Source organism: Bacillus sp. MYb56, from assembly GCF_002976445.1.
GTDB lineage: Bacteria > Bacillota > Bacilli > Bacillales > Bacillaceae_G > Bacillus_A > Bacillus_A mycoides.
The window spans coordinates 1-16,002 of record NZ_PCOH01000053.1; the positions used below are offsets into that span (position 1 = coordinate 1).

At 37.1% G+C, this 16,002-nt stretch carries 14 protein-coding genes, 2 tRNA genes, 1 rRNA gene and 2 riboswitches; of the genes, 3 read left to right on the forward strand and 14 right to left on the reverse strand.

Annotated features, from left to right (window positions below):
* Window positions 1-309: 309 nt before the first annotated feature.
* The 6 genes from CQ058_RS28840 to groES form a co-directional block, all read right to left on the reverse strand.
* Window positions 310-1,815: a sensor histidine kinase gene (locus tag CQ058_RS28840; protein WP_002124847.1), complete on the reverse strand. Its 1,506-nt coding sequence runs from the start codon at window positions 1,813-1,815 to the stop codon at window positions 310-312.
* Window positions 1,799-2,500: a response regulator transcription factor gene (locus tag CQ058_RS28845; protein WP_002029454.1), complete on the reverse strand. Its 702-nt coding sequence runs from the start codon at window positions 2,498-2,500 to the stop codon at window positions 1,799-1,801. The genes CQ058_RS28840 and CQ058_RS28845 overlap by 17 nt, the downstream gene beginning before the upstream one ends.
* A 145-nt stretch (window positions 2,501-2,645) precedes the next feature.
* Window positions 2,646-3,971: an NCS2 family permease gene (locus CQ058_RS28850; RefSeq protein ID WP_002091603.1), complete on the reverse strand. Its 1,326-nt coding sequence runs from the start codon at window positions 3,969-3,971 to the stop codon at window positions 2,646-2,648.
* Between the two features lie 127 nt (window positions 3,972-4,098).
* Window positions 4,099-4,200, reverse strand: a riboswitch (purine riboswitch).
* Window positions 4,201-4,355: 155 nt separating this feature from the next.
* Window positions 4,356-5,894 (reverse strand): glutamine-hydrolyzing GMP synthase, encoded by a 1,539-nt coding sequence (gene guaA, locus CQ058_RS28855; RefSeq protein ID WP_122974556.1) that lies wholly within the window; start codon window positions 5,892-5,894, stop codon window positions 4,356-4,358.
* A gap of 165 nt (window positions 5,895-6,059) precedes the next feature.
* Window positions 6,060-6,161, reverse strand: a riboswitch (purine riboswitch).
* Window positions 6,162-6,300: 139 nt separating this feature from the next.
* The gene (groL, locus tag CQ058_RS28860) at window positions 6,301-7,935 is read right to left on the reverse strand and encodes a chaperonin GroEL (RefSeq protein ID WP_002029451.1); all 1,635 of its coding nucleotides are present in this window, start codon (window positions 7,933-7,935) and stop codon (window positions 6,301-6,303) included.
* A gap of 37 nt (window positions 7,936-7,972) precedes the next feature.
* Window positions 7,973-8,257 (reverse strand): co-chaperone GroES, encoded by a 285-nt coding sequence (groES, locus tag CQ058_RS28865; protein ID WP_002009985.1) that lies wholly within the window; start codon window positions 8,255-8,257, stop codon window positions 7,973-7,975.
* A gap of 402 nt (window positions 8,258-8,659) precedes the next feature.
* On the opposite strand from groES, the gene CQ058_RS28870 reads away from it, so the two are divergent.
* Entirely contained in the window at window positions 8,660-9,409 is a 750-nt protein-coding gene (locus tag CQ058_RS28870) for a CPBP family intramembrane glutamic endopeptidase (RefSeq protein WP_002063533.1), read from the forward strand.
* Window positions 9,406-9,597 carry a YdiK family protein gene (locus CQ058_RS28875; RefSeq protein ID WP_001246201.1) on the forward strand — a complete coding sequence of 64 codons (192 nt, stop codon included), beginning with the start codon at window positions 9,406-9,408 and terminating at the stop codon, window positions 9,595-9,597. The genes CQ058_RS28870 and CQ058_RS28875 overlap by 4 nt, the downstream gene beginning before the upstream one ends.
* A 29-nt stretch (window positions 9,598-9,626) precedes the next feature.
* Here CQ058_RS28875 and CQ058_RS28880 read toward each other — a convergent pair whose 3' ends face one another.
* Complete coding sequence (locus CQ058_RS28880) at window positions 9,627-10,256, reverse strand: redox-sensing transcriptional repressor Rex (protein ID WP_000372704.1); 630 nt, start codon at window positions 10,254-10,256, stop codon at window positions 9,627-9,629.
* Window positions 10,257-10,443: 187 nt separating this feature from the next.
* On the opposite strand from CQ058_RS28880, the gene CQ058_RS28885 reads away from it, so the two are divergent.
* Entirely contained in the window at window positions 10,444-12,366 is a 1,923-nt protein-coding gene (locus tag CQ058_RS28885; RefSeq protein WP_105590145.1) for an ABC-F family ATP-binding cassette domain-containing protein, read from the forward strand.
* Between the two features lie 413 nt (window positions 12,367-12,779).
* Here the strand turns inward: CQ058_RS28885 and tsaD are convergent, their stop codons facing one another.
* From tsaD to rrf, 7 genes are all read right to left on the reverse strand, one after another.
* Window positions 12,780-13,796 (reverse strand): tRNA (adenosine(37)-N6)-threonylcarbamoyltransferase complex transferase subunit TsaD, encoded by a 1,017-nt coding sequence (gene tsaD / locus CQ058_RS28890; RefSeq protein ID WP_002009991.1) that lies wholly within the window; start codon window positions 13,794-13,796, stop codon window positions 12,780-12,782.
* Window positions 13,796-14,239, reverse strand: a complete 444-nt coding sequence (gene rimI / locus CQ058_RS28895) for a ribosomal protein S18-alanine N-acetyltransferase (protein WP_002063534.1) — start codon at window positions 14,237-14,239, stop codon at window positions 13,796-13,798. The genes tsaD and rimI overlap by 1 nt, the downstream gene beginning before the upstream one ends.
* A 13-nt stretch (window positions 14,240-14,252) precedes the next feature.
* On the reverse strand, window positions 14,253-14,945 hold the full coding sequence (gene tsaB, locus CQ058_RS28900) for a tRNA (adenosine(37)-N6)-threonylcarbamoyltransferase complex dimerization subunit type 1 TsaB (protein ID WP_002124827.1): 693 nt from the start codon (window positions 14,943-14,945) through the stop codon (window positions 14,253-14,255).
* A complete protein-coding gene (tsaE, locus tag CQ058_RS28905) occupies window positions 14,926-15,399 on the reverse strand; it encodes a tRNA (adenosine(37)-N6)-threonylcarbamoyltransferase complex ATPase subunit type 1 TsaE (RefSeq protein ID WP_002009995.1) in 474 nt (157 codons plus the stop codon). The genes tsaB and tsaE overlap by 20 nt, the downstream gene beginning before the upstream one ends.
* A 174-nt stretch (window positions 15,400-15,573) precedes the next feature.
* Window positions 15,574-15,649 (reverse strand) — tRNA-Asp (locus CQ058_RS28910).
* 3 nt (window positions 15,650-15,652) lie between these two features.
* A tRNA-Met gene (locus CQ058_RS28915) sits at window positions 15,653-15,729 on the reverse strand.
* A gap of 12 nt (window positions 15,730-15,741) precedes the next feature.
* Window positions 15,742-15,857, reverse strand: a 5S ribosomal RNA gene (gene rrf / locus CQ058_RS28920).
* Between the last annotated feature and the right edge of the window lie 145 nt (window positions 15,858-16,002).

Here is a 16,002-nt window from a genome sequence, read left to right on the forward strand (position 1 = left end):
TCAAACTCTCCAATAAAGTTAGTTTGTCTAGCATCTAAAAATAAAAATTGACGTTCACGTTGTTTGTTTCGTTCAGTTTTCAAAGAACTTGTTTGCCGCTCATTTGCGACTCCCTTATGTTAACATCTTCGTTAGTTAATGTCAACTAAGTTTTTTATTTCGTTTGTCGCTTTCTGCGTTGTTGCTATCGGCGACTTGTTTTATATTACACCTCTAAACTCTAATCGTCAATATGTTTTTCTAAAAAAATATAAAAAGGCTTATTCTTTTAAAATAAGCCTTTTTATCCTATAACATTCTATTCATTTATTATTTTTCTATAATTGGTAATGAAACGATGAACTGAACGATCCCGTCCTCATACTCAGCTCGAATACTACCACCTTGCAACTCAACAATACTTTTCGCAATAGCTAATCCGAGCCCCGAACCTTCTGTTACTCTACTTCTAGATTGATCTTTCTTATAAAACCGTTCAAACAAGTTCCCTAACTCTTCTCTCGTAAACTCTTCACTATGATTCGCAATAACAATTTGTATGTTCCTGCGCTGCCTTTGAAGAGAAACTTTTATCTCTCCGTCATCTTTACTATACTTAATTGCATTCATTAGTAAGTTGTCGAATACACGAACCATCTTTTCCGAATCAATCATCGCATATGCACGTTCCTCAGGAAACTTCTTAACAAACATAAGGCCATGCTCTTCCGCTTGTGGTACTAACTCTTCTATTAATTGATCAAGTAACTCATTTACACACACTTCCTGTTTTTCTAATACAACTTGTTCATTCGTTAACTTCGTATACTCAAATAAATCTTCTATTAAATTCTTTAACTGCTCCGACTTTGCAAAAGCAATTCTCGTATACTCATCATGTTGTTCTTTATTTTCATATTTAGAATCTCGAAGTAATCGCAAGTAACCCATTATAGAAGTCAGTGGTGTACGTAAATCGTGTGATACATTCGTAATAAGCTCATTCTTTTGCTTCTCTAATTTACGTTCCTTTTCTATATTATTCATAAGCTCTTCCGCCATATTATTAATATTCTCAGTTAATGACGCAATCTCATCTTCACCTTTTTTCTCAATACGGTACGCTAAGTTTCCTTTTTCTATTTCCTTTACACCTTGTGCCATCGCTTCAATTTGCTTCATCTTTCTCTTTGTTATATAGAAGAAAGAGAAAATAAATACAAGTACACCTATGAAAAACGGAAACGGTCCTTCTTGCGTATCATATATTACTTCACCTTCTGGAATCCCACTAACAAACATGTATAAATTCTTATCTTCTATTGTAATAGGTGCAAAAGCTATAAATTCTTTTCTCGTACTTTCAAATTCTTTTCTACCATTCATATAATTAATCGCAAACGATGATGCATTACGAATTGTATTATGCAAATCAATTTGCTCTTCTTGCGCCTGCTTCGTTTTATATAAAACTTTACCGCTCTCGTCAGTGACCAATACTTTTAAAGCTCTAGAGTTTTGTTCTAAATTTTGATTCTCTATTTCAATCATAGTTGATATAGCTTCTAATTTATTTTCATGAACCGAACTATTTGCGACGCTTTGAGCTTGTTGATTAATTTGTTCCATACCAACCCGATAATCGATCGTCGCCTCTCGATTCGCATTCTCAAAAAACGGTGCTGCTGCCTTCGCTGACAAAATCCCTAACAACGCACAAGCAGTAAACGCAGTAATAAGTTGAATTCGTATACTCCGTTTCACACTCTTCACTATCTTTCCAATTAATTCTCGAATTTTCCTAACATAAGTAAATGGATTAAATATCTTTTTCAATCTTATACCCCACTCCCCATACTGTTTTTATATATATTGGCTTCCTTGGATTCTCCTCAATCTTTTCACGCACTTTCCGAATATGAACCATTACCGTGTTATCCGACTGGAAAGATCTTTCGTTCCAAACCTTTTCATAAATTTGTTCCGCACTAAAGACCATCCCCGGATTACGGACTAGTAATTCTAAAATTGAAAATTCCCTCGGGGTCAGTTTCACTTCTTCTCCATCCACAATGACTGTATGAGTGGAGATGTTTATTTTCATCTCTCCAATTTCTAACTCGTCCTCATTTTGAATAGCAAAGCCATTCATTTTCATATAACGACGTAGCTGAGATTTAATTCTTGCGATTAACTCTAACGGATTAAACGGTTTTGCTACATAATCATCTGCACCTGTTGTTAATCCTAAAATTTTATCCATATCTTGCGTTTTTGCCGAAAGCATAATAATCGGCATTTCCTTCGCTTCCCTTACTTTCATACACATATGAATACCATCTACTTTCGGCATCATAATATCTAATACGACTAAGTGCACTTCATTTTCTTCTAATATACGTAACCCTTCTTCTCCGTCCCCTGCTTGCAGTACTTTATATCCTTCGTTCTTTAAATAAATTGTAATAAGGTTCCTAATTTCTTTTTCATCATCTACGACAAGTATTGTTTCCCCGGCCATACTATCTCCCCCATCACTTTTTTAATCCCTAACTTCTATTATAAGAAAACTTCTGAAGAAAAACGCTCGGAAATCCTTAAGATTTTCTGAAGACGCAAAAAAGGTCTAGACTCCCCTCAAGTCTAGACCTTTCAAAAAACCCCTTTTATTTACGAACGTAGATGAAATATAGTACGAATAAAACTCCCATAACATACATAATTGGATGAATCTCTTTACGACGACCACTCACAACCATTGTAATTGGATAGAAGATAAACCCGATTGCAATTCCTGTTGCGATACTATACGTAAGTGGCATTGAAATGATAGTAAAGAACGCTGGCACTGCAATCTCGAATTTCTTCCAATCAATTTCTCCTAAAGATGAAACCATCAAGATTCCTACAATAATTAATGCTGGCGCTGTTACAGCTGGTGTCACAACACTTAATAGTGGTGAGAAGAATAGTGCCAGTAAGAAGAACCCTGCTGTTACAACCGCTGTAAATCCAGAACGTCCTCCTGCTGCTACCCCCGCAGACGATTCAATGTAAGACGTTGTTGTTGATGTACCTAAAATCGCACCAATTACAGTTGCAATCGCATCTGCAAATAACGCTTTACCTGCACGTGGTAATTTATTGTTCTTCATTAATCCCGCTTGATTCGCAACCGCTACAAGCGTACCTGCTGTATCAAAGAAATCGATAAAGAAGAACGTTATAATAACAATCGCCATTTCAACAGTGAAAATGTCTCCAAAGTGAGTTAATGCTACCCCGAACGTTGGTTCTAGACTCGGTATTGCTCCCACTACAGCTTTTGGTGTATCAATTAATCCAGTCGCTACTCCTAAGATCGCCGTAAGGATCATACCGTAGAAAACTGCACCATTTATTTTTTTAATCATGAAAATGATTGTAGTAACAACTCCGAAGATTGCTAGTAACGTTGTGCCCTTTGTTAAGTCCCCCAACCCAACAAGAACAGCATCATTCTTTACGATAATTCCAGCGTTTTGGAATCCAAGGAAGGCAATGAATAATCCAATACCCGCCGCTACTGCAAACTTTAACTCTACTGGAATTGCATTAATGATTTTTTCACGAATACCTGAAGCAGTAAGAATAATAAAGATAATACCTGACATTAATGTTCCAGCAATTGCCGTTTGCCACGGAATTCCCATCGTTAACACCGCTGTATAAGCAAAGAACGCGTTTATTCCCATACCTGGCGCTAAAGCAATCGGATACTTCGCAAATATCCCCATAATTAACGAACCAATCGCCGCTGCTAATGCTGTAGCAACGAATACTGCACCTGGATCCATTCCTGTACCTGCCGGTAATCCTTTAACATTTCCAAGCGACAGCGTAGCAGGATTGACAAATAGTACGTAAGCCATAGATAGAAATGTCGTTAAACCTGCTATGAACTCTGTTTTATAATTTGTGCCGAGTTCATCAAACTGAAAATAGCGTTTCATCTTACGTTTCCCCCGTTATATGATTACTCGCCGTATTTCCCCTAGCCCTCTTTTATCTATAAAAATAAAAAAGGCTTCCATTGCATATACATGGAAGCGTTCTATGAATAAAGACAAGTTTCCCCTCATCTTTATCAAAACGCCTCGTAGTCAAGCCATTTACGGTAGCTAGGTAGAAACTTTCGGGCCATATCCCCGATATTATACGACGGCATAATATTCACTTTTCGTTTGAATTACATACTCATATTAACTCGAGGAGGTGGTTTTGTCAATTTAAAAACGAACATTTTTATAAATTTTTATATTTTCGTTCGTATTAAGGGTAAAAACAAAAAAATCCATCTATACATGAACGATAGATGGATCTTTTTTATTACAATACTATTCCCACTCAATAGTTGCTGGTGGCTTACTCGTTATATCATACACGATACGGTTAACGTGTTTTACTTCGTTTACGATACGTACAGAGATTTTCTCTAATACGTCCCAAGGGATACGTGCCCAGTCAGCTGTCATACCGTCGATAGATGTTACTGCGCGGATACCTACTGTGTAATCATAAGTACGCTCGTCACCCATAACACCTACACTACGCATACCAGGAAGCGCAGTGAAGTATTGCCAAACTTCGCGGTCTAATCCTGCTTTTATAATTTCTTCACGTAAAATCGCATCAGATTCACGAACGATTTCTAATTTCTCTTCTGTAATTTCACCTAATACACGAATACCAAGACCAGGGCCTGGGAATGGTTGACGCCATACGATTTCATCAGGAATTCCTAGTTCTGATCCTAATACACGTACTTCGTCTTTAAATAAAGTATTTAAAGGCTCAATTAATTTGAACTGCATGTCTTCTGGAAGTCCACCAACGTTATGGTGAGATTTAATTGTTTGTGCAGTTGCTGTACCACTTTCAACGATATCCGTGTAAAGTGTACCTTGCGCTAGGAAGTCCATTCCTTGTAATTTAGAAGCTTCATCATCAAATACGTAAATGAATTCATTACCGATGATTTTACGTTTTTGCTCTGGATCTTCTACACCTTTTAACTTGTTCATGAAGCGCTCTTGTGCATCCACTTTAATAACGTTCATATGGAAGCCTTCGCTAAATGTTTTCATAACACCTTCTGCTTCATCTTTACGAAGTAAACCGTGGTCCACGAAAATACATGTTAATTGGTCACCAATTGCCTTATGAATTAATACTGCTACAACAGAAGAGTCTACACCGCCACTAAGTGCGCATAATACTTTTTTGTCTCCAACAGTTTCACGGATCTTCTCTAATTCTACTTCAATAAAGTTCTCCATGTTCCATCCTTCAGAACAACCACATACGCCGAATACGAAGTTTTTAATTAAATCGTTACCGTGCTCAGAGTGACGTACTTCTGGGTGGAATTGTACACCGTATAAGTTTTCCGCTTCATTGCTCATACCAGCAATTGGACAAGACTCACTTGTTGCGTCTACTACGAATCCTTCAGGTAAACCAGTTACTAAGTCACCATGACTCATCCATACAACTTGCTCTTCTGGAAGGTTCGCATATAATTTTGATTCGTTCTCTACTTTAAGAACAGCTTTTCCATACTCACGGTGGTTGGCACGTTCTACTTTACCACCGAAGTGTTGTGTCATAAGCTGCATACCGTAACAAATACCGAAAATCGGTAATCCTAGTTCAAAGATTTTTTCATCACAATGTAATGCGCCTTCACCGTATACACTATTTGGTCCACCAGAGAAAATAATCCCTTTTGGATTCATTGCTTTAATTTCTTCTGCAGTAATTGTATGCGGATGAAGTTCACTGTATACACCGAACTCACGAATTCGACGTGCTATTAACTGATTGTACTGACTCCCAAAATCTAAAACGATAATTGTATCATGCTGCTTCTTCAAAATAATCACCCCAACGTTAGTTCTCGTATATAAATATTTTCACCAATTTGGCGAAAAGCATTACTAATATAATAAAAAAAGCCAGTCCTCCGCCTCTAGTCTCATGACAAAGAAAAGGCAGGGGTCTGGCTTTATAAAGAAAGATAGTCTTCCGCTCTTTATAAATATAAGACGCACTGCCTTCATAGTCAGGTTGTTTACGGTAACCCGGTAGAGACTCTCAAACCATATCATCGAGGATATATGAAGGATTGTTTTATATTATCTTCCTAGATTCTAACAATGAAGTATCGGTATGGTCAAGAGAGAAAGCGACAAAATTCTACAGAAATTATTTTCCTGCGCTCAAAAGCATAAAAAAACATCCACTTCTATATAGAAGTGGATGTTTTTCGGGAGAACGGAATTACATCATTCCGCCCATACCGCCCATGCCCATGCCGCCCATGTCAGGCATTGCTGGTGCATTTGGTTCTGGCTTGTCAGCAACTACAGCTTCAGTTGTTAAGAACATAGCTGCAACAGATGCTGCGTTTTGAAGTGCAGAACGAGTTACTTTAGCTGGATCTACGATACCAGACTCAAGCATGTTAACCCATTCGCCAGTAGCTGCGTTGAAACCAACGCCTACTTTTTCGCCTTTTAGACGCTCTACAACTACAGATCCTTCTAGACCAGCGTTGATTGCGATTTGACGAACTGGCTCTTCTAGTGCACGAAGTACGATGTTGATACCTGTTGCTTCGTCGCCTTCAGCTACGATAGAAGCTACTTTTGTGTATACGTTCATAAGTGAAGTACCACCACCTGCAACGATACCTTCTTCTACTGCTGCACGAGTTGAGTTAAGTGCATCTTCAATGCGAAGTTTGCGCTCTTTTAACTCAGTTTCAGTTGCTGCACCTACTTTAATTACTGCTACACCGCCCGCAAGTTTAGCAAGACGCTCTTGTAATTTTTCACGATCGAATTCAGAAGTAGTTTCTTCTAATTGCGCGCGGATTTGACCGATGCGAGCTTCGATTTGTTGTGAATTTCCAATACCCTCAACTACAGTTGTGTTTTCTTTCGTTACAACAATTTTACCAGCACGTCCTAAAGATTCAACTGTAGCAGATTTTAAGTCACGTCCTAATTCTTCAGTGATTACTTCGCCACCAGTTAAGATTGCGATATCTTCTAGCATTGCTTTACGACGGTCACCAAATCCAGGAGCTTTAACAGCAACTACATTGAATGTACCACGAAGTTTGTTCACTACTAATGTAGCTAACGCTTCGCCTTCTACATCTTCAGCAATGATAAGAAGTGGTTTACCTTGTTGTACCACTTGCTCTAATACTGGTAAGATTTCTTGGATGTTAGAAATCTTTTTGTCAGTAATTAAAATGTATGGGTTATCAAGAACTGCTTCCATTTTGTCAGAATCAGTAATCATGTAAGGAGATGCATATCCACGATCAAATTGCATACCTTCTACTACGTCTAATTCTGTTGTGAATCCTTTAGATTCTTCTAAAGTAATAACGCCGTCGTTACCAACGCGCTCCATTGCTTCAGCGATTAATTGACCTACTTCTTCGTCAGCCGAAGAAATAGCAGCTACTTGTGCGATAGAGGATTTACCTTCGATTGGTTTAGAAATCGCTTTTAATTCTTCAATTGCAGCAGTAACAGCTTTTTCGATACCTTTACGAAGACCCATTGGGTTTGCACCAGCTGTTACGTTTTTAAGACCTTCACGAATCATAGCTTGCGCTAATACAGTTGCAGTTGTCGTTCCGTCACCAGCTACATCGTTTGTTTTGCTAGCAACTTCTGCTACTAATTTCGCACCCATGTTTTCGAATGCATCTTCTAATTCGATTTCTTTTGCGATTGTTACACCGTCATTTGTAATAAGTGGTGAACCGAATTTTTTCTCAAGTACAACGTTACGACCTTTTGGTCCAAGCGTTACTTTTACTGCGTTTGCAAGAGTGTCGACACCGCGAAGCATCGAACGACGTGCTTCTTCACTAAATTTAATATCTTTTGCCATAATAATTGACCCCCTTGGATTTTTAAAATGTATATAATTAACCGATAATTGCTAAAATGTCACTTTCACGTAAAATCAAGTAGTCTGTACCTTCGTATTTCACTTCAGTACCTGCATATTTTGAGAAGATGATAAGATCACCTGCTGCTACCTCTAAAGCAACACGCTCACCATTTTCAAGCACTCGGCCTGTACCTACTGCAATAACTTTACCCTCTTGTGGTTTTTCTTTTGCAGTTTCTGGTAATACAATACCACTTGCTGTTTTTTCTTCTGCTTGAACAAGTTCAATTACAACGCGATCACCTAATGGCTTTAGCATGAACAATAACCTCCTCATTTTGTTATGTAAATTTTATTTATTAGCACTCAAGTCACACGAGTGCTAACACACTTCTAATAATAAATAATCTCAATTTCTTTTGCAAGTAAAAAAATCATAATTTTTTCGCAAATTACTTTATGCACTTTCCTATATATCATTACTTCTTCTACTGCCTTTACTATATGAATCGTTGTTCCCACTTCTTGTATGTTACAATATGAAAGACACCCTAAGTTGTTTTCGCTAAACGTACAACTTTTTCCTGTCTCCTATTTTATTTTCAAATACTTATTTACAAAAAAAATATAATTCAAATGAAAGTTTATATCGTAGGTAGCATATTTACATGTTATCCTACCTTATCTCATACACTAGAGTTAGAAAGGATGGTTAAACCATTTGAAGAAACAATATTGGTGGATTATCGTTACATACATTTTAATGCAGTTATCTGGAATTGTTGGCTTACCACTACTCCTAAAAACAGGACTCTATGATAATAGAGGATTTACCATGGAGGAAAAAGGTCAAATCATAACGGGACATTGGGCAATCATTAGCTTCTTTGTTGCATTATGTATCGTGCTTTGGTTACTTAGAATAGATATTCGTGACAGGCATTTAGATAAAATGCGTGTTACGATCCCAGCTACAGTTGGTTGGATTATAATCGGTATTCTCTTAGCTTTCTCTTCCCAAATAATTGCCGGTATGATCGAAATGCGTCTACTAGGAATTAAACAAGGTTCGGAAAATACAATGAAGCTGATGGAAATTGCAAGAACGACACCTTGGTTCCTCATTGTTGTATCTATAATCGGACCTATCTTAGAGGAAATCGTATTTAGAAAAATTTTATTTGGCACACTTTATAAGAGATTTAATTTCTTTGTTGCTGCTATCATTAGTTCACTAGTATTCGCGGCGATTCATTTTGATTTTACTCACTTATTGGTATACACTTCTATGGGGCTCGTATTCGCCTTTTTATATGTACAAACGAAACGCATTATCGTTCCTATAGCAGCCCATGTGGCAATGAATACATTAGTCGCTATTGGACAAATTTTTATGAGCAATGAGCAAATTCAAGAAATGATTAAAGAAGCTGAAAAAATGCAAGGCTTTATCGGAGGATTTTTAGTATGAGAAACTCACCATTGTTCATGGCTGCATTGTACTTTCTTCTTGGATGTATCTTTACACGCTTCGCCATTACGAACGTAACAGATACAATCTGGAATATGTGGACAATACTATTTGCAGTTATGGCAACAATTGATTTTAATTTGGCACTTCGCCTTATCTTAGTTAAATTCACAAAGAAAAAACAATAATAAAACGCAGAGGTCATCTCCTCTGCGTTTTATTGTGGATAATTCTTCAAAAAGTAAACAAGCGTTTGTAACTCTACAGCTAAATCAATGTGATGAATCCTTATATTCTCTGACACATTTAAGCGTGCTGGTGTGAAATTTAAAATACCATGCACGTTCGTTTCTGCCAATCTATCTGCCACAGATTGCGCTACTGTAGCGGGTACTGTTAATATTGCCACTTGTATATCAGTTGATAAACGTTCTTCTAGTTCATCCAAATGATATACAGGAATGCCTCCGATTTCTGTTCCAACTTTCTCTTCACTAACATCAAACGCCATTTCAATTTTTGTATTATTGTTTTTCGTGAAATTATAATGTAAGAAAGCGGTCCCTAAATTACCTACTCCAATAAGTGCCACGCGTGTTATATCATCTTGGTCGAGTGTTTCACGGAAAAATGATAATAAATAATTTACGTTATATCCATATCCTTTTTTCCCTAACGCTCCAAAATATGAAAAATCTCTTCGAATAGTTGCGGAATCAACCTTTACCGCTTCACTCAATTCGGCTGATGAAACACGTTGCTTACCAGAAAGAGATAAGTTTTGGATAAATCGATAGTATAGAGGCAATCGTTTGGCAGTGGCCTGTGGAATTTTTTGCTGATCCATATAACCTCTCCTCTCTTCCTATCTTTATTCTTATACTTGAATCAAATACAGAAGTTTAGTACTCATGAATTTCCTTGTATAATAAAGAGAAGAAGTATTCTCTCTTTATTTTAAACTATACACTATTTTTAGTATGATTGAGAAATATAAACATGGCAAAGTTAAGAAATTATTTGAGGTGAAAACATTGATATTATTACAAGTGAATGGGCTTTCGAAATTATACGGTGCAGAAATGATTCTTGCAAACATAAAATTGGAAGTACAAACAAAAGATCGTATCGCATTAGTCGGACGAAATGGAGCTGGAAAATCTACATTATTAAAAATAATAGCTGGCGAGTTATCTCATGATGGTGGTGAAATTATAAAACCGAAAGATGTCTCAATGGGGTATTTAGCTCAAAATACCGGATTAGAAACGTCTTTAACAATTTGGGATGAAATGTTAACCGTCTTTACACACTTGCAGCAGATGGAGACAAAACTTCGAAGGCTAGAGCAAGAGATGGGAAAAGAAGAAAATTTTTCAAATGCGGCTATATATGAGAAATTATTAGCTGATTATGATCAATTACAATTAGATTATAAAGATCAAGGCGGCTATCAGTACGAAGCGGATATACGCTCAATTTTAAGCGGTCTTGGCTTCCCAGTTGAAACGCATCAGACGAAAATTTCCACATTAAGTGGTGGACAAAAGACTCGATTAGCTCTCGGGAAATTATTATTAACTAGACCAGACTTACTTATTTTAGACGAACCTACAAACCATTTGGATATTGAGACACTAACATGGCTTGAACAATATTTACAAGGCTATCCTGGCGCGATTTTAATCGTTTCCCATGACCGTTATTTCTTAGATAAACTTGTTACACAAGTATACGAAATTTCTAATAAGGAAAGCCGACGATTTGTTGGTAACTACAGTAAATATTTAGACTCAAAATCAGCTCTATACGAGCAAGAAATGAAGCGTTATGAAAAACAACAAGATGAAATTTCTAAACTGGAAGACTTTGTACAAAAAAATATAGCTCGTGCATCTACGACAAAACGCGCTCAAAGTCGCCGTAAACAATTAGACAGAATGGAAGTATTAACTAGACCATTAGGCGATTCTAAATCAGCTTCCTTCCACTTCGATATTGAAAAACAAAGTGGAAATGATGTTTTACAAGTGAAAGATGCAACTATTGGCTATTATCAGGAACCGATTATTGAACATGTAAATATGCGCTTAACTCGCGGTGACAGTGTTGCCTTAGTTGGGCCAAACGGAATTGGAAAATCTACATTATTAAAATCCATTGTGAATAAGTTACAGCTATTACATGGAAACGTTGCTTTCGGCTCAAATGTATCTGTTGGTTATTATGATCAAGAACAAGCCAACTTAACATCTTCGAAGCGAGTTTTAAATGAATTATGGGATGAATATCCATTGCAGCCCGAAAAAGAAATTCGCACTATACTAGGCAACTTTTTATTCACAGGGGATGATGTACTCAAACCAGTATCTTCTCTTAGTGGTGGACAAAAGGCTCGACTAGCTCTTGCAAAACTTATGATGCAAAAATCCAATTTATTAATTCTCGATGAGCCAACAAACCATCTTGATTTAAATAGTAAAGAGATTTTGGAGAATGCTTTAATTGATTACCCAGGTACTCTTCTATTCGTCTCTCATGACCGCTATTTTATTAATCGCGTAACGACAACCGTTGTTGAGTTATCAACAAAAGGTGCACAAGAATATTTAGGTGATTACGATTATTACGTTGAAAAGAAAAATGAAATGATTGAACGTGCGGAACTAGAGCAAGAAGATGAAGTACCTGTTCAAAAAGTGGTGGCACAAGAAAAATTAAATTATCTCGAAGAAAAAGAACGTAAACAGCTAGAGCGTCAACGTACTCGAAAAATTGAAGAACTGGAACAAAATATCGTAGGCTTAGAAGAAGAAATTGCTACGTTAGAAGATCAGCTTTGCTTACCAGAAATATATGCAGATTATGAAAAGGCTAGTGAAATTACAACTAAAAAGCAAACACTGCAAGAACAGCTTGAAGCTTGTATGGCAGAATGGGAAGAACTGCATATATAAGAGAATTTAAAAGAGGAGGATGTCTCATAAGTCGGGCTTTTTGACGAGATGACCTCCTTTTTATTTTCTGTTTTGGAATCAATACCATAATAAATGAAATTATACAAACCATTCGACAAGGATTGACAATAGTAGCACCTTATATAATAAGAGGAGGATGTTTCAAAATGTTTTTTGGACATCTCTTTGTTTTTTATTTCCCAAAAAAGAATTTCTTCAAAGGTCAGACTTCCTCTATGTTATCCACAAGGTTATACACATATCCACCTTTATAATATAAACTTTCAAATAACTTTTCCACATTATCCACAACTAGATAAAAAGTTATACACATTTTATGTACACAAAAAAACCCAAATTATCAACAGATAATCCGGGTTTTATCCACAAGCTGTGGTTAATTTTGTGTATAACTATGCTTCAATATCTAATCCTGGATTTGCATTTAAAGCTAATGTAGCGCGTTTTCCTTGTTCGTATGCAATTGTACCTGCAGCCGCAATCATCGCTGCATTATCTGTGCATAAAGATAGAGGAGGAATAATTAGCTCTATATTTTCTTTTTGTGCAAATTCTGCTGCTAAACGTGCACGAAGCCCTTTATTAGCAGCTACTCCACCAGCAAGAAGCACTTGTTTTACATTATAAGCATCTGCTGCACGAGACGCTTTTGTTACAAGTACATCTATTACACTTTCTTGGAAACTTGCTGCTAAATCTTCTGGTGCAATTTCTATACCGCGCTGTTTTGCGTTATGCACAGTGTTGATAACTGCTGATTTCAATCCACTAAAGCTGAAATCATACGAATCAGGTTCTAGCCACGCACGAGGCAAATCAATTGTTGGTTTTCCTTCATGCGCAAGGCGATCAATATGAGGACCACCTGGATAAGGCATTGATAATGTACGAGCTACTTTATCGTAAGCTTCTCCTGCCGCATCATCTCGCGTTTCACCAATCACTTCAAATGAACCATGTTCTTTCATATAAACAAGCTCCGTATGTCCACCGGATACAACAAGCGATAGTAACGGGAATTGTACTTCTTTTACTAAACGATTCGCATAAATATGACCAGCAATATGATGAACACCAACTAGAGGGATATCATGAGCAAAAGCCACAGCTTTCGCTGCATTTACACCTATTAAAAGTGCTCCGACTAAACCTGGTCCTTCTGTTACAGCAATTGCATCAATATCCTCAAAAGTGATATTCGCTTCTTTTAAAGCTTCTTCTAACACAACTGTGATTTCTTCTACATGATGACGGGATGCAATCTCTGGTACAACTCCGCCAAAACGCTTATGACTTTCAATTTGCGATGCAACGACATTCGCAATGATTTCCGTTCCATTTTTAACAACTGCTACAGCTGTTTCATCACAGCTTGTTTCAATACCAAGTATAATCGTATTTTTTTCCATTATATATTCACCCACATTACAAGACCATCTTCCTGATTGTCTGCATAGTATCGTTTACGAATCCCACCATTTTGAAATCCGTATTTTCTGTATAACTGCTTTGCTACTTCATTTGACATGCGTACTTCAAGTGTCATTGTTTTTACTCCTAAACCTTTCGCTTCGGAAATGACTTCTTTTAATAAGGCATCCCCTAGCTTTTGACCTCTGTATTCCGGCAGGATAGCTATATTTGTTACATGTGATTCATCAATAATTATCCACAATCCACAATATCCAATTACGAGACCATCTTTTTCTAGCACGACATAATGTGCATGTTCATTCACCTCTAATTCACGGTGAAAGGCATCTGCAGTCCAAGGGGTTGAAAAAGATGCTTCTTCAATAGCTACAATTTGAGCAATATCATCGAGTGCCATCTTTCTAAATATCATATCCATCTTCTGTAGGCCCCTATTGTTTTTGACTTTCTAACCATTTTGTTTCAGCTTCAGCTAAACGAAGATAGCTAGGAACAAACGTATGCACGTCTTGTTCTTCTTTTTGTAATCCTAAAAATGCTAATTCACTTGGTCTTGGGTTATTCTTAGTGAACGGAGCAAATACAGCTTGATCACCTAAATATTCTACAATTGTTTCTTTATGCAATTTAACATCGTTACCAATAAATAAAACAGGCTGTTCTTTATCTTTTAACATTTGCAACCAGTCAACAATAAGAATAATTCGGTCTTCTTCTATTGAAGTTATACGCTCTCCTTCATATGTATATAACCCCGTGTAAATTTGACCACGTCGGCCATCAAATAAAGGACAAATTAGTCCATTAAAATTAGTACCATTTGCAGCCACCACTTCCAAACTTGATACACCTACAATTGGTATTTGAAGTGACCAAGCTAATGTTTTTGCCGCTGTCACACCTATACGAACACCTGTATATGATCCCGGTCCAGCTGCTACAACAATTTTAGTCAATTCTTTCGGTTTTACACCGCATTCTTTTAACAGTTTCTCTACAGCTGGCATAAGACGTACAGAATGGTTTTTTGTTAAATTTGTAATGATTTCCCCAATCACGTTCCCTTCCTCAATAAGGGATACACCCATTACGTAATTTGAAGTATCAATTGCTAGTACTTTCATCTTGTAATAGCTCCTCACATAATCTAATATAGCGATCTCCAATTGGCTCGAGTACAATTTTTCTTGTATCATCTCCAGCATGGAATAAACTAATTTGCAACTTCTCATTCGGTAAATATGCTTCTATTAAATGAGCCCATTCTACTACTGTAATCCCTTCACCATAGAAATACTCATCAAATCCTAAATCTTCTTCACTTTCCGCTAAACGATACACATCCATATGATATAGCGGTAATCTTCCTTTATATTCTTTAATAATATTGAAGGTAGGACTATTTACGACTCTTTTCACTCCAAGACCTTTTGCTAGTCCTTTTGTAAAAGTCGTCTTGCCAGCTCCAAGATCACCTTCTAAAATAATTACATCTTTTTCCTTTACAAGTCTCCCTAATTTTTCTGATAATCGCTGGGTTTCTTCGGAAGATTTTGTTGTTATTTCATATTTACTCACAGACTTCACCTACTTTACTCACAATGTTCTCTGCTCTTTATTATACAGGTTTTAAATATATAAAAAAGTCCTTAGGAGTTTTCCTAAGGATAGTTTGACTGTCTTTATTAGTTTTTTGTTAAAACAAATAAAAAAATACGAAACAACTTGTTTCGTTCTTTTCTTTATATAAAATGGCGGTCCCGACCGGGGTCGAACCGGCGATCTCCTGCGTGACAGGCAGGCATGTTAACCACTACACCACGGGACCATTTGGTTGCGGGGACAGGATTTGAACCTGCGACCTTCGGGTTATGAGCCCGACGAGCTACCGTACTGCTCCACCCCGCGATGATATAAATAGCCTGGCAACGTCCTACTCTCACAGGGACAAGGTCCCAACTACCATCGGCGCTAGAGAGCTTAACTTCCGTGTTCGGTATGGGAACGGGTGTGACCTCTCTGCCATCATTACCAGACTATATTCATTTAAGACAAGAATCATCATAACTCATTCGACATTTAAAGTCAATAAGTTTTTTATATTCTCTCAAAACTAGATAACATTAGCTTCATATTATATGGTTAAGTCCTCGATCTATTAGTATTCGTCAGCTCCACATG

Excerpts from the sequence above, each read along its gene's own strand:
- tsaB (WP_002124827.1), bottom strand. The coding sequence starts at position 14,945 with ATGAAAGTACTAGCAATTGATACTTCAAATTACGTAATGGGTGTATCC.
- groL (WP_002029451.1), bottom strand. The coding sequence starts at position 7,935 with ATGGCAAAAGATATTAAATTTAGTGAAGAAGCACGTCGTTCGATGCTT.
- CQ058_RS28880 (WP_000372704.1), bottom strand. The coding sequence starts at position 10,256 with ATGGATCAGCAAAAAATTCCACAGGCCACTGCCAAACGATTGCCTCTA.
- CQ058_RS28850 (WP_002091603.1), bottom strand. The coding sequence starts at position 3,971 with ATGAAACGCTATTTTCAGTTTGATGAACTCGGCACAAATTATAAAACA.
- groES (WP_002009985.1), bottom strand. The coding sequence starts at position 8,257 with ATGCTAAAGCCATTAGGTGATCGCGTTGTAATTGAACTTGTTCAAGCA.
- CQ058_RS28875 (WP_001246201.1), top strand. The coding sequence starts at position 9,406 with ATGAGAAACTCACCATTGTTCATGGCTGCATTGTACTTTCTTCTTGGA.
- CQ058_RS28845 (WP_002029454.1), bottom strand. The coding sequence starts at position 2,500 with ATGGCCGGGGAAACAATACTTGTCGTAGATGATGAAAAAGAAATTAGG.
- tsaD (WP_002009991.1), bottom strand. The coding sequence starts at position 13,796 with ATGGAAAAAAATACGATTATACTTGGTATTGAAACAAGCTGTGATGAA.
- rimI (WP_002063534.1), bottom strand. The coding sequence starts at position 14,239 with ATGGATATGATATTTAGAAAGATGGCACTCGATGATATTGCTCAAATT.